Origin of the sequence: Aeromonas sp. ASNIH7 (assembly GCF_002903485.1) — a bacterium.
GTDB classification, from domain to species: domain Bacteria; phylum Pseudomonadota; class Gammaproteobacteria; order Enterobacterales; family Aeromonadaceae; genus Aeromonas; species Aeromonas caviae.
Genome location: NZ_CP026226.1, coordinates 1,583,248 through 1,597,136, shown reverse-complemented (window position 1 = coordinate 1,597,136; position 13,889 = coordinate 1,583,248). Strand labels below are relative to the sequence as shown.

Here is a 13,889-nt window from a genome sequence, read left to right as displayed (position 1 = left end):
GATGAATGTCGCCGAATGAAAATGGCCTGTGGCCGCGAATTGAGAAAGAACTATGACCAAGGTTGAACTGGCAAAACTGCGTACCGTTATCCCCGAAATGCGCCGCGTGCGTCGCATCCACTTCATCGGCATCGGTGGCGCCGGTATGGGCGGTATTGCGGAAGTGCTTGCCAATGAAGGGTATCAGGTGACCGGCTCTGATCTGGCCCGCAACGGGGTGACCGAACGCCTGGCCTCTTTGGGCGCACACATCTTTGTCGGTCACAGTGCCGAGCATGTGGACGGTGCCAGCGTAGTGGTGGTTTCCACCGCCATCAAGCAGGACAACCCCGAGCTGCTGGCTGCCCGCGAACTGCGTATTCCCGTGGTGCGCCGCGCCGAAATGCTGGCGGAACTGATGCGCTTCCGTCACGGTATCGCCATCGCCGGGACCCACGGCAAGACCACCACCACCAGTCTGGTGGCGAGCATCTATGCCGAGGCGGATCGCGACCCCACCTTCGTCATCGGCGGTCTGCTCAACAGCGCCGGCACCAATGCCCGCCTGGGCAGCAGCCGTTATCTGATTGCCGAGGCGGACGAGAGCGACGCCTCCTTCCTGCATCTGCAACCCATGGTTTCCATCGTGACCAATATCGAAGCGGATCACATGGACACCTATGGTGGCGATTTCTCCAGGTTGAAGGCCACCTTCATCGATTTCCTGCACAACCTGCCGTTCTACGGTCTGGCCGTGGTGTGCGTGGATGACCCCGTGATCCGCGGCATGCTGCCGGAGATCGCCCGTCCTACCCTCACCTACGGTCTGAGCGATGATGCCGATGTGCAGGTGCTGGACTTCGTGCAGACCAGCAATCGCAGCCGCTTCCGGGTGCGCCGTGCAGGGGCGGGTGAGCTGGAGGTGACCCTGAATCTGCCGGGCATCCACAACGCCCTCAACGCCGCCGCCGCCATCGCGGTGGCAACCGAAGACGGCATCGGCGACGAGGCCATCATCCAGGCACTTTCCAAGTTTGAAGGGGTGGGGCGCCGCTTCCAGCAATATGGCGAGTTTGAAACCGGCCGTGGCAAGGCCATGCTGGTGGATGATTACGGTCATCACCCGAGCGAAGTGAAGGTGACCATCAACGCCGCTCGCGCCGGCTGGCCCGAGAAGCGGCTGGTGATGGTGTTCCAGCCGCACCGCTACAGCCGGACCCGGGATCTCTACGAAGATTTCGCGGACGTGCTTTCCAAGGTGGACGTGCTGGTGATGCTGGAGGTCTATGCCGCCGGTGAGGAGCCCATTCCCGGTGCCGATGGCCGAGCCTTGTGCCGTTCCATCCGCTCCCGCGGCACCCTGGAGCCCATCTTTGTCGCAACGCCGGACGATGTGCCCGCGGTGCTGGCCGACCTGATTGGCGAGGGAGATCTGGTATTGACCCAGGGGGCGGGTAACGTCGGTGCACTGGCCCGTCGTCTCGGCGAGATGAAATTGAGCGTGGATAGCATGAAATCCGGTGCCTGAGGGCCCAATGAGTATTTTGACCGCCAAGCCGAGGCCTATATAATGGCGAACCGGTCTGCAAGTGGCCGGCATGGCGCGTTTTACGGGGATCGATCGGGTGGAGGCAAGGGCACAAGGGCGCACCAAGGGGGGCTTCATCGCCGGGGTGGCATTTTTCATCCTGGTCATGTGGGGGCTCTACCAGACTGCGCTGGATGTTAAAGACTGGCTGACGGATGCCAGTCGGTTGCCCATGAGCGAGCTGTTGCTGCAGGGGCAACACGAATATTTGAAGGCCGATGAGTTGCGTGCTGCCGTGCTGGATGGTGCCGAACTTCGCAACTTCTTCGAGCTGGATGTGAACGAATTGCAGGCGCGTCTGAACGCTCTGCCCTGGGTGGCCCAGGTCTCGGTACGAAAGAAGTGGCCGAACAAGATCAAGGTCTATCTCACGGAACAGGATGTGGCGGCTCGCTGGAACGGCAACCGCTTCGTCAACACCAAGGGTGAGGTATTCAGTGCCCCGGACAGGGTGAAGAAGCCCCTGATGCAGTTGTCCGGGCCCGATGATCAGGCCGCCAAGGTGCTGGAAGCCAGCCATCAGTACGAAACGCTGCTGGCGGCCAAGGGATACAAGTTGCTGGGGGTGAATCTGACCCCCCGCCATGCCTGGGAACTGACCCTGGATGGCAACATTCAGCTGTTTGTGGGGCGCTCGGATATCGCGCTTCGTCTGCAGCGGTTTATCGATGCCTTTCCGGTCATCGAGCCCCGTGAGCGGGTTGCTTACGTGGATCTTCGATACGACACCGGGATGGCAGTTGGCTGGAAGAAAAGCGAAGAGAAAGTGAATGACCAACACCGCAGATAGAAATTTGATTGTCGGACTGGATATCGGCACGACCAAGGTGGCGGTACTGGTTGGCGAAGTATTGCCTGATGGCGAACTCAATGTCATCGGCATGGGCAGCCACGCTTCTCGCGGTATGGAGAAGGGCGGGGTCAATGACCTCGACTCCGTGGTCAAGTCCCTGCGCCGCGCGGTGGAAGAGGCCGAGATGATGGCAGACTGCCAGATCAGTTCTGTCTATCTGGGGCTGTCCGGCAAGCACATCGATTGCCGCAACGAGACCGGCATGGTGCCCATCTCCGACGAAGAGGTGACCCAGGAGGATGTGGACAACGTCATCCACACCGCCAAGTCGGTGCGGTTGTCTGACGAGCTCCGGGTGCTGCACGTGCTGCCCCAGGAGTTCGCCATCGACTATCAGGAAGGGATCAAGAACCCGGTCGGCCTCTCCGGCGTGCGGATGGCAGCCAAGGTGCATCTCATCACCTGCCACAACGACATGGCGCGCAACATCGAGAAGTGTGTGGAGAAGGTGGGTCTGCGGGTGGATCAGCTGATCTTCTCCGCCCTGGCCTCCAGCTACGCCGTGCTGACCGAAGACGAGAAGGAGCTGGGTGTCTGCGTGGTGGACATCGGTGGCGGCACCATGGACATGTCGCTCTTTACCGGCGGTGCCCTGCGTCACACCAAGGTGATTCCCTATGCCGGCAGCACGGTGACCAGCGACATCGCCTATGCCTTCGGCACGCCGCCGCTGGATGCGGAGGCGATCAAGGTGCGCTATGGCTGTGCCCTCGGCCGCCTGGTCAGCAAGGAAGACAATATCGAAGTGCCCAGTGTCGGCGGTCGCCCGGCGCGCAGCCTGCAACGGCAGACACTGGCGGAAGTGATTGAACCCCGTTACACCGAGTTGCTCTCCATGGTGAATGACGAGCTGGTGCGGGTGCAGAGCGAATTGAAGGCACAGGGGGTCAAGCATCAGCTGGCCGCCGGTGTGGTCTTGACCGGTGGCGCGGCCCAGATCGAAGGCATTGTGGAGTGCGCAGAGCAGATCTTCCAGAGCCAGGTCCGGGTGGGCGAGCCCATGAATATCCGGGGATTGAGTGACTACGTACAGGCACCGGTGTACTCGACTGCGGTCGGGTTGTTGCAGTACGGCCGCACCAACCAATCCACCGGCAGTAACAAGGAATATGCCGCCAAGGCAAGCGTAGGTGGGCTGGTCAAACGGGTCAGCAACTGGTTGCGTGGCGAGTTCTAAAGATTTTGCTGAGTCAGGCAAATAAAGCGGAGAGACAACATGTTTGAATTTATGGATAGCCACACTGACGAAGCCGTCATCAAGGTGATAGGTGTGGGTGGCGGCGGCGGCAACGCAGTCGAGCACATGGTTCGTCAAAACATCGAAGGTGTCGAGTTCATCACCGTGAACACCGACGCCCAGGCACTGCGCAACTCCAGTGCCAATACAACCCTGCAGATCGGCGGTGGCATCACCAAGGGTCTGGGTGCCGGGGCCAACCCGGAAGTGGGTCGTGACGCCGCCATGGAAGACAGGGAAGCGCTGCGCGAGCTGCTGACCGGTTCCGACATGGTGTTCATCGCTGCCGGCATGGGTGGTGGTACTGGTACAGGTGCTGCACCGATCGTGGCCGAAGTGGCCCGCGAGATGGGTATCCTGACCGTTGCCGTCGTGACCAAGCCGTTCTCCTTCGAAGGGAAGAAGCGGATGGGCTTCGCCGCTCACGGCATCGAAGAGCTCTCCAAGAACGTCGACTCCCTGATCACCATCCCCAACGACAAGTTGCTGAAGGTGCTGGGTCGCGGCATCTCCCTGCTGGACGCCTTCAAGGCGGCCAACGACGTGCTGCTGGGTGCAGTACAGGGCATCGCCGAGCTGATCACCCGCCCGGGCCTCATCAACGTCGACTTCGCGGACGTGCGTACCGTGATGCGCGAGATGGGTACCGCCATGATGGGTACCGGCTCCGCCTCCGGTGACGACCGTGCCGAAGAAGCGGCCGAGAAGGCCATCTCCAGCCCGCTGCTGGAAGACGTGGATCTGGCCGGTGCCCGCGGCATCCTGGTCAACATCACTGCTGGCATGGACATGACCATCGAAGAGTTCGAGACCGTGGGTAACGCGGTCAAGGCCTTCGCGTCCGAGAACGCTACCGTGGTGGTGGGTACCGTAATCGACCCGGAAATGCACGACGAACTGCGTGTTACCGTAGTGGCGACCGGTATCGGTGCCGAGCGCAAGCCCGACATCACTCTGGTCAAGAACAACATGGTTCAAGAGCGTCCGGCCCGTCAGCCCCTGATCAGCGAAGCCCTGCAGTCTCGCGTGATGGAAGAGGCCCCGGCCAAGGTGGTGAACGCCGAGCCGCAAGCTCGTCGCGAACCGGATTATCTCGATATTCCTGCGTTCCTGCGCAAGCAGGCAGACTAAGCCTCTGATGGCTCTGGTTTGTTTGTTGCTTAAGGATTGTGCTAAGATGGCCCGGCAACGACCATCTGGTCAGGAATTTGAGCTGTTAAAGCGGATACGCCCATGATTAGACAAAGAACCTTGAAAACGAGTGTCCAGGCCACCGGTGTGGGCCTGCATTCGGGCCGGAAAGTCACTATGACGTTCCGTCCGGCGCCTGTTAACACAGGGATCGTTTACTTGCGTACCGATCTGAATCCTGTGGTCGCGCTGCCAGCCAACGCCGATCAGGTGCGTGATACCGTGCTTTGTACCGCTCTGGTGAACGAAGCCGGTGTTCGCGTGTCGACCATCGAACATCTGTCTGCCGCTCTGGCCGGGATGGGGATCGACAACCTCTATGTCGAGGTTGATGCCCCCGAGATCCCGGTAATGGACGGCAGTGCGCATCCGTTCATCTATCTGCTGCAGGAAGTGGGTATTCGTGAACAGAACGCACCCAAGCAGTTCGTGCGGATCAAGCAGAGCATCCGGGTTGAAGACGGCGACAAGTGGGCGGAATTCCACCCCTATCGCAACGGCTTCAAGATGGATCTCGAGATCGATTTCCAGCATCCGGTGTTTGAAGGGCGCAACCAGCGTTGCGTGCTGGACTTCTCCGGCAGCTCCTTCGTGAAAGAGATCAGCCGTGCTCGTACCTTCGGCTTCATGCGTGATATCGAGTACCTGCGTTCCCAGAACTTGGCACTGGGCGGCAGCCTGGAAAACGCCGTGGTGCTGGATGACTACCGGGTGCTGAACGAAGATGGTCTGCGCTACGAAGACGAGTTCGTGAAGCACAAGATGCTGGATGCCATCGGCGATCTGTACATGTGCAATCGCAGTATCATCGGTGAATTCCGTGCCTACAAGACGGGCCATGCCCTGAACAACAAGCTGCTGCGTGCCTTGCTGGCCCAGCAAGAGGCTTGGGAACTGGTGACCTTCGAGGGTGAGGGCGACAAAGCGCCTATCGCTTACTACGACAACGGTCTGGTTCTGGCCTGATAGCTGTGCAACAGGACGTCGGTCATCTCTCCGCACCGACGTCCTGTCATTTGTTTATTCCATCCTTTAATACCGATTATCTCCCGGTTTTATTGCCCGTGCAGGCCCTTGGCCTCACCTGACCGAGAAGACAGATTTCTATGAGCATTACCCTGATCCTCCACGGTAAGCAGCGCCGCAGGTTGCACTTACCCAAACAACGTCTGGCCTGGGTCGGCGGTATTCTCTTCACTGTATTGGCCTTGGGGGGCGGCTGGCTCTGGCAGAGCTGGCAGCAGAAAATGGAGGCGCTGGAAGTGGCGCTGACCCTGGCGCAGCAGCAAAAATCCACGCAAGGGGCCGATGAAGCCCGCGAACAGCTTGCCATGCTGGCCGCCCAGGTGGGCACCATGCAGGGACAACTTGGTCGCCTCAACGCCCTCGGCGAGCGCCTGACCGAGAAGGCGGACCTCGATCCCGAGGAGTTCAACTTCAAGGAGCTGCCCCCGATGGGCGGCCCTTCCTACGATGCAGACCTGGAAGTCAGCCTGGGTGAACTGCAAGATTCCATGGAACACCTCAGCCGTCAGCTCAGCAGCCGCGAAGAACAGCTGTCGGTACTTGAATCCTTTATCATGAACCACCATATCACCGATGCGGGATTCATCCCCGGCTCACCGGTCAAGCAGGAGCGTGTCTGGATCTCCTCCGGTTTCGGTGGGCGGGTCGATCCGTTCAACGGTCGCGCCAAGATGCACAAAGGGGTGGATTTCCGCGGCAGGCCCGGCACCCCCATCCTGGCGACAGGCAAGGGGATTGTCAGCTGGGCGGGGCGCCATCCGGAGTTTGGCAACATGGTGGAGATTGACCATGGCAATGGTCTGGTCACCCGCTATGCCCACAATTCCAAGTTACTGGTGGATGTGGGCACCCTGGTCGATGAGGGCCAGAAGATTGCCCTGATGGGGCGAACCGGTCGTGCAACCGGAGTTCATTTGCATTACGAAGTGTTGAAAGATGGTCGTCAGGTCAACCCCGCGCGCTTTCTGAATGCCAGACGGGGTTAGGTTTTTTCTTCAGGTTCCAGTGACGGAACGCTTATATAACCAAAACAGTTGGTACCCATGATTAGCACACTGCTCACCAAGATTATCGGCAGCCGGAACGACAGAACGCTCAAGGCTTTGCGCAAAATTGTAAAACAAATCAATGCGATGGAGCCTCAGTTCGAGGCACTGTCCGATCAGGAACTGCAGGCGAAGACCGCCGAGTACCGTCAGCGTCTGGAGCAGGGCGAAACACTGGAGCAGTTGCTGCCGGAAGCGTTCGCCACCGTCCGTGAAGCCTCCCGCCGTGTGTTCGGCATGCGTCACTTCGACGTCCAGCTGATCGGCGGCATGGTGCTGAACTCCAACCGCATCGCCGAAATGAAGACAGGTGAAGGTAAAACCCTGACGGCCACGCTGCCGGCCTACCTGAACGCCCTGACCGGCCGCGGTGTGCACGTCGTGACGGTGAACGACTATCTGGCCAAGCGTGATGCGGAAGCCAACCGCCCGCTGTTCGCCTTCCTCGGCATGACGGTGGACTGCAACGTGCCCGGCATGGATGCGTCCCAGAAGCGCGATGCCTACGCTGCCGACATCACCTACGGTACCAACAACGAATTCGGTTTCGACTACCTGCGCGACAACATGGCATTCTCGCCGGAGCAGCGTGTACAGCGTCCGCTCAACTACGCGCTGGTGGATGAGGTGGACTCGGTGCTCATCGATGAAGCCCGCACCCCGCTCATCATCTCCGGTCCGGCGGAAGACAGCTCCGCCATGTACACCCAGATCAACAAGTTGATCCCGCTGCTGGTCAAGCAGGACAAGGAAGACTCCGAGGAGTACACCGGCGACGGCCACTACACGGTGGACGAGAAGAACCGCCAGGCGCTGCTGACCGAAAACGGCCAGATCTTCGTGGAAGAGCTGCTCAAGAAAGAGGGGCTGCTGGCCGAGGATGACTCCCTGTTCTCCGCCACCAACATCAGCCTGCTGCATCACGTCAATGCCGGCCTGCGTGCGCACACCCTGTTCGAGCGCAACGTCGACTACATCGTCCAGAAGGACGAGATCGTCATCGTCGACGAGCACACCGGCCGCACCATGCCGGGTCGTCGCTGGTCAGACGGTCTGCACCAGGCGGTCGAGGCGAAGGAAGGGGTCAAGATCCAGAACGAGAACCAGACCCTGGCCTCCATCACCTTCCAGAACTACTTCCGTCTGTACGACAAGCTGGCGGGCATGACCGGTACTGCGGATACCGAAGCCTTTGAATTCCAGCAGATCTATGGCCTGGATACCGTGGTCATCCCGACCAACAAGCCGATGGTGCGCAAGGACATGGGCGATCTCGTCTACCTGACCGCCCAGGAGAAATACGCGGCCATCGTGCAGGACATTCGCGAGTGCGTGAAGCGCGGCCAGCCCGTGCTGGTCGGTACAGTCTCCATCGAGAACTCCGAGCTGCTCTCCGGCATCCTGACCAAGGAAAATATCCCGCACAAGGTACTGAACGCCAAGTTCCATGCCATGGAAGCGGAGATCGTCGCCCAGGCCGGCCAGACCGGCGCCGTCACCATCGCCACCAACATGGCCGGTCGTGGTACCGACATCGTGCTGGGCGGCAACTGGCAGGCGGAGATCGCCCAGCTGGAAAACCCGTCAAGCGAGCAGATTGCCGGGCTGAAAGCGGCCTGGCAGGTGCGTCATGACGAAGTACTGGCGGCCGGTGGTCTGCACATCATCGGTACCGAGCGTCACGAATCCCGCCGTATCGACAACCAGCTGCGCGGCCGTTCCGGTCGTCAGGGTGATCCGGGTTCCTCCCGCTTCTACCTCTCCATGGAAGATACCCTGATGCGGATCTTCGCCTCCGACCGCGTGACCGGCATGATGAAGAAGCTGGGCATGGAAGAGGGCGAGGCCATCGAGCATCCCTGGGTGACCAAGGCCATCGAGAATGCCCAGCGCAAGGTGGAAGGTCGCAACTTCGACATCCGTAAAAACCTGCTCGAGTTTGACGACGTGGCTAACGATCAGCGCAAGGTGGTCTACGAGCAGCGCAACGAACTGCTGGACACCAACGACATCTCCGAGACTATTCACGTCATCCGTGACGACGTCTACGGCGCCATCATCGACGAGTACATCCCGCCCCAGTCCCTGGAAGAGATGTGGGACGTGCCGGGTCTGGAAGCGCGTCTGAAGTCCGATTTCGCCCTGGATCTGCCGTTGCAGCAGTGGCTGGCGGAAGACGACAAGCTGTATGAAGAGAAGCTGCGTGAACGCATCCTGGATGAAGCCACCAAGCTCTATGCCCACAAGGAAGAGCTGGTCGGCAAGGAGGTGCTGCGCAACTTCGAGAAGGCGGTGATGCTGCAAACGCTGGATGGTCTGTGGAAGGAGCACCTGGCGGCCATGGATCACCTGCGCCAGGGCATCCATCTGCGCGGTTACGCCCAGAAGAACCCCAAGCAGGAGTACAAGCGCGAATCCTTCGATCTGTTCACCCAGATGCTGGAGACCCTCAAGCGCGACGTGGTCAGCATCCTGAGCCGGGTACAGGTGCAGGAGCGGGATGTGGAGGCGATGGAAGAGCAGCAGCGCCAGCAGGCCGAAGCCGCTCCCCGTACCTACACCCATGCCACGGCCGAAAACCAGCTGGCTGACGAGGATACGGGTGGGGCGGAGGGCCATACCACCTTCGTGCGCGACGAGCAGAAGATCGGGCGCAATGATCCCTGCCCCTGTGGTTCGGGTAAAAAATACAAGCACTGTCACGGTCAGCTGACCTGACACCCTGCCATGATGAATACACCGCCTCCGGGCGGTGTATTCATTTTCGGACCAAGGAGGGGACGATGAGCAGATTGCCAGCGGGATGGGATGGGGAGGCACATGGGCACTGGCTGCAGGAGAGACGCCAGGAGGCGATCCGTTGTGTGCTGAGCAGGCTGAACGCAGAGACGAACAAATCCGTTCCCCTGCAACTGCAGTTTGCCTATTACCTCTTTTTGTCCGGCGATCCCGCTTCGGCGGCACAGGTGCTGACGCTGGCGTACCGGTCCGCGCCCGATAACACTGAGGTGCTGCGCAATCTCTGTGTCTGCCTCTCGCGCTCCGATCAACATGAGCGGGCCGTGACGCACCTGGTCGAACTGGTGCGGCGCGAGCCGGATGATTATCTGGTCCATGACGGACTTTGCACTTCCCTTGCCAAGCTAGGACGCCATGAAGAAGCGGCACAAGCGGGAACCCGTGCCCTGACTCTCAAGGATGAGGCCGTCTCGCAGCCCGTCGCGGGGTGGGTGCTGCCGGCAGAGGGGCCGGATGTCTGGCTCGCGGAGCAGGGGGACAAGCAGGCAGTCATCGCCTTCTCCTTGTGGGGAGCACAGCCCCGCTATTTGCGGGGAGCGCTCGACAATGTGCTGGCCGCAGCTTACCTCTATCCGGGCTGGCGGGTGCGCTTCTATGTGGATGGCAGTGTCCCTCAGGGGTTTCTGGCCTGCCTGCAGGAACATGGCGCCGAGATAAAGGTGCAGCCCGATGGTCAATCCCAGCGTCAGCGCCTCTGCTGGCGCTTCCAGGTCGCCAATGATCCCGGAGTGGGGCGCTTCCTTGTGCGCGATGCGGACTCCGTGCTGAATCTGCGGGAGCGGCTGGCGGTCGATGACTGGCTTGCATCGGGGCGCTGGTTCCATATCATGCGTGACTGGTGGAGCCACACCGATCTGGTGCTGGCCGGCATGTGGGGCGGTGTGGCCGGTGTGCTGCCTCCCCTTGCGCCGCTGATGGCGAGCTATCAGCCCAGTACCATGGAAACACCGAACATCGACCAGTGGTTCTTGCGAGACTGTTTATGGCGCTATCTGCGCCAGAGCGCGCGGGTACACGATCGTTGTTTCACTCCGCCCGGTGCGGTGCCCTGGCCACAGGTTGCGCCGCCGGGCAATGAGCATGTCGGGCAGGATCTCTTCAGGGCCCGGGGGGATCGGCAGGCCATTCGGCTTGCCCCCTGGATCGCCCGTTTGCCGTGTTTACGCTGAGGACAATGATGGAACAGAAGAAACGGATCTGGGTGGCGGTGGGCGTCATCGAGAACGAACGGGGCGATATCTTCATCGCCAAACGCTCAGCCGATCGCCATCAGGGGGATCGCTGGGAGTTTCCCGGTGGCAAGGTGGAGTCGGGGGAAGACCTGCTCACCGCGCTGGACAGGGAGCTGTGGGAGGAGATCGGCATCCGGGTGCAGGATTGCGCCCCCTTCATGGAGCTGCACCACGACTACCCGGACAAGCAGGTGCTGCTGGATATCTGGAAGGTGACCCGCTTCCTGGGCGAGCCGTTTGGCAAGGAAGGGCAGGAGTGCCGCTGGGTGCCGCTGGCAGAGCTGCACAACTACCACTTCCCCGATGCCAATGGCCCCATAGTGGCGCGGCTGCAGGCCTCGCTAGCCTGAAAGGGAATCGATACCAACGAAAAAGGGCCTGAGGGCCCTTTTTTGATCGTGAAGTGTTTATTGCCAGGGATCGCCCTGTTCCGGGTCGGGCAGCAGATCCGGGTTGATCTCGCCCGGGATGCGCTTCTGTTCATCCGCCCACTCGCCGAGGTCGATCAGCTGGCAGCGCTTGCTGCAGAAGGGGCGAAACGGGCTCTGCGGACCCCATTCGATCTCGCTCTGACAGGTCGGACACTTTACCTTGGTCACCATGGGGCGCTCCTCAACAACAGGCGAGCTGGAAGGAGACGTCGCCTATCTGCTGCTCCGTCGTCGGCAGGAAGCGCAGGGCGAAGCGGTTCTTGTGGCCGCTCAGGGTCGGATAGCAAGGCTGGGTGCCCGCCAGACGGATGCGGATCAGTTCAGCCCCTTCGGCGGTATCCTGGAAGAAGCCGTTGGTGGCCACCTGGTCGCTGAAGTTGCCCGACTCGCGCCACAGGCGCAGCAACAGGGAGATGGCGTTCATCAGCAGGGTGATGTCACTCAGCCATTGCTGCATCTGCTGGTGGCGGGTGACGGCCGGGGTCGCCAGCCAGTGGTGCAGTTGCGGCACATCGAAGGCGCACAGACCTCCCGGAATGGAGAAGCGCTGACGAATGGAGCCGAGCAGGCGATCCTCTTTCAGACGGGCGCCGGGGCGCGGGGAGTTTAGCAGGTTGCGGGAGAGCTGGGTACTCTCCTGCTGCATCCGCTGGATCTGCTCGAGATCGACGTCAGGCAGACTGGCCCAGTGGCTCAGGCGTTGGCCGAGGCGCTCCAGATCCTTGATGAGATCGGCACGCAGGTCACCACGCTCCAGCAACTCCTGCAAATCGAACAACCCCTTGAAGAAGGCGATATGTGCCCAGGACTGGTCACTCTCCAGATTGTCGCGGATCTGGGAAAACAGGGACTCCAGACGAAGATAGGTCCGGCTTTTTTCATTGAGGGGAAAATCGTAAATCATGCCTAATCCTGGCCAGCCATAAACCGGCCTAGTGTACTCACAGTTGGTGGGCTTGTTGAGAGGCAAATGCCAGATATGTCTGGTGCAGGGCGAAAATTCGCTGCCCGATGGTCTCACTCGTACCACTCTGGTTGTCCAGGACGTCGTCGGCCATCGCCAGGCGCTCGCTGCGGCTCGCCTGGGACGCCAGTATCGCCTGGGCCTGTTCCCGACTGACGCCATCGCGGCGGCAGGTACGCTTGATTTGCGTCGCTTCGTCCACATCGATCACCAGTACCCGATCGGCGAGGGAAGTGAGCCTGTTTTCCACCAGCAAGGGGACGACCAGCAGGCAGTAGGGGGAGCGGGTTGCCGCACACTGGCGCAGCATCTCGCTGCGGATGAGGGGATGGAGCAGGGCATTGAGCCACTCCTTGGCCTGTGAGTCGGTGAAGATCCGCTCTCGCAGCCGGCGGCGATCGAGCTGGCCATCGGGGGCAACGACATCCGGGCCAAAATGGGCGGCGATGGCAGCCAGAGCAGGGGTGCCGGGCTCCACTACCTCGCGGGCGATGATGTCCGCATCCACCACCTCGATGCCCAGCTCGGCAAAGCGGTTGGCAACCGTGGTCTTGCCGCTGCCGATTCCCCCTGTGATTGCGACTACATACATGGGTCAGAGATCCTTTTGCTAGAGCACGACATCAAGATACCAGCGGGTGATGCTATCGCCCCACAGCAGCGTTATCCAGCCCGCGATGGCGAGATAAGGGCCAAAGGGAATGGGTTTGCCCTGGTGGTGGTTGCGCAGCAGGATGAGACCGATGCCGATGATGGCGCCCGCCAGCGAAGAGAGCAGCAGCACGATGGGCAAGGCTTGCCAGCCGAGCCAGGCGCCCAGCGCCGCCAGCAGTTTGAAGTCGCCATAGCCCATCCCTTCCTTGCCGGTCAGCAGCTTGAAGGCCCAGTAGAGGCTCCAGAGCACCAGATAACCCGCCATGGCGCCGACCACCCCATCGGCCAGGGGCACGAAACCGCCCGCCAGATTGAACAGCAAGCCACCCCAGAGCAGGGGCAGGGTGAGCTGATCCGGCAAGAGCATCTTGTCCAGGTCGATGAAGGTCAGTGCGACCAATGTCCAGGTGAGCAGCAGAGCGGCAAGGGTGCCCCAGCCGGGGGCAAGCGCGGCTGCTACCGAGACCGACAGCAGGGCGGTGAGCAGCTCGACCAGGGGATAGCGAGCCGAAATGGGGGCGTGGCAGTTGCGGCAGCGCCCCCTGAGCCATAGCCAGCTCAGCAGGGGAATGTTCTCCAGCGCCCCTATGGGGTGGTCGCAGTGGGGGCAGCGGGAGCGAGGCACCATGAGGTTGTATCGTCCGGTTGCAGGAGGAGTCGCTTCACCGTCACCGAAATAGTCGCTGTATTCGGCATGCCAGGCCCGCTCCATCATGATGGGCAGACGATGGATCACCACGTTCAGGAAGCTGCCCACCATCAGGGAGAAAAGGAAAATCAAGGAGAGATAGAGCCAGGGCAAGCCCTGGGCCAGTTCGATCAAAGGCACCATAGATCAATCGCTTGTGTCGGGAACGGGGATGGCAGATGGCCGGGGGAAATGCACCGC

The 13,889-nt window shown here is 60.9% G+C and carries 13 protein-coding genes; 9 read left to right on the top strand and 4 right to left on the bottom strand.

Annotation, left to right across the window (positions count from 1 at the left end):
• Positions 1-52: 52 nt before the first annotated feature.
• The 9 genes from murC to mutT all read left to right on the top strand — a co-directional run bounded on the left by murC (position 53) and on the right by mutT (position 11,301).
• A complete protein-coding gene (gene murC, locus C2U47_RS07460) occupies positions 53-1,507 on the top strand; it encodes a UDP-N-acetylmuramate--L-alanine ligase (protein WP_041211792.1) in 1,455 nt (484 codons plus the stop codon).
• A gap of 97 nt (positions 1,508-1,604) precedes the next feature.
• Positions 1,605-2,357, top strand: coding sequence for a cell division protein FtsQ/DivIB (locus C2U47_RS07455; protein ID WP_029314839.1), 753 nt, complete (start codon positions 1,605-1,607; stop codon positions 2,355-2,357).
• The gene (gene ftsA / locus C2U47_RS07450; protein WP_010675832.1) at positions 2,338-3,597 is read left to right on the top strand and encodes a cell division protein FtsA; all 1,260 of its coding nucleotides are present in this window, start codon (positions 2,338-2,340) and stop codon (positions 3,595-3,597) included. The genes C2U47_RS07455 and ftsA overlap by 20 nt, the downstream gene beginning before the upstream one ends.
• A gap of 39 nt (positions 3,598-3,636) precedes the next feature.
• Positions 3,637-4,788: a cell division protein FtsZ gene (gene ftsZ / locus C2U47_RS07445; protein WP_005305686.1), complete on the top strand. Its 1,152-nt coding sequence runs from the start codon at positions 3,637-3,639 to the stop codon at positions 4,786-4,788.
• Between the two features lie 102 nt (positions 4,789-4,890).
• Positions 4,891-5,814 (top strand): UDP-3-O-acyl-N-acetylglucosamine deacetylase, encoded by a 924-nt coding sequence (gene lpxC / locus C2U47_RS07440; RefSeq protein ID WP_010675831.1) that lies wholly within the window; start codon positions 4,891-4,893, stop codon positions 5,812-5,814.
• A gap of 140 nt (positions 5,815-5,954) precedes the next feature.
• Positions 5,955-6,860: a M23 family metallopeptidase gene (locus C2U47_RS07435; protein WP_039040495.1), complete on the top strand. Its 906-nt coding sequence runs from the start codon at positions 5,955-5,957 to the stop codon at positions 6,858-6,860.
• A 57-nt stretch (positions 6,861-6,917) separates the two neighbouring features.
• Positions 6,918-9,638 (top strand): preprotein translocase subunit SecA, encoded by a 2,721-nt coding sequence (secA, locus tag C2U47_RS07430; RefSeq protein ID WP_103261558.1) that lies wholly within the window; start codon positions 6,918-6,920, stop codon positions 9,636-9,638.
• Between the two features lie 65 nt (positions 9,639-9,703).
• Positions 9,704-10,888: a tetratricopeptide repeat protein gene (locus tag C2U47_RS07425; RefSeq protein WP_103261557.1), complete on the top strand. Its 1,185-nt coding sequence runs from the start codon at positions 9,704-9,706 to the stop codon at positions 10,886-10,888.
• 8 nt (positions 10,889-10,896) lie between these two features.
• Positions 10,897-11,301 carry an 8-oxo-dGTP diphosphatase MutT gene (mutT, locus tag C2U47_RS07420; RefSeq protein ID WP_174218568.1) on the top strand — a complete coding sequence of 135 codons (405 nt, stop codon included), beginning with the start codon at positions 10,897-10,899 and terminating at the stop codon, positions 11,299-11,301.
• A 57-nt stretch (positions 11,302-11,358) separates the two neighbouring features.
• Here mutT and yacG read toward each other — a convergent pair whose 3' ends face one another.
• The 4 genes from yacG to C2U47_RS07400 are packed head-to-tail and all read right to left on the bottom strand — an operon-like array spanning position 11,359 to position 13,832.
• On the bottom strand, positions 11,359-11,553 hold the full coding sequence (gene yacG, locus C2U47_RS07415; RefSeq protein ID WP_039040499.1) for a DNA gyrase inhibitor YacG: 195 nt from the start codon (positions 11,551-11,553) through the stop codon (positions 11,359-11,361).
• Positions 11,554-11,563: 10 nt separating this feature from the next.
• On the bottom strand, positions 11,564-12,286 hold the full coding sequence (gene zapD / locus C2U47_RS07410; RefSeq protein WP_010675825.1) for a cell division protein ZapD: 723 nt from the start codon (positions 12,284-12,286) through the stop codon (positions 11,564-11,566).
• Positions 12,287-12,323: 37 nt separating this feature from the next.
• Positions 12,324-12,938: a dephospho-CoA kinase gene (gene coaE, locus C2U47_RS07405; protein WP_043154105.1), complete on the bottom strand. Its 615-nt coding sequence runs from the start codon at positions 12,936-12,938 to the stop codon at positions 12,324-12,326.
• An 18-nt stretch (positions 12,939-12,956) separates the two neighbouring features.
• On the bottom strand, positions 12,957-13,832 hold the full coding sequence (locus C2U47_RS07400) for a prepilin peptidase (RefSeq protein WP_103261555.1): 876 nt from the start codon (positions 13,830-13,832) through the stop codon (positions 12,957-12,959).
• Positions 13,833-13,889: the final 57 nt, after the last annotated feature.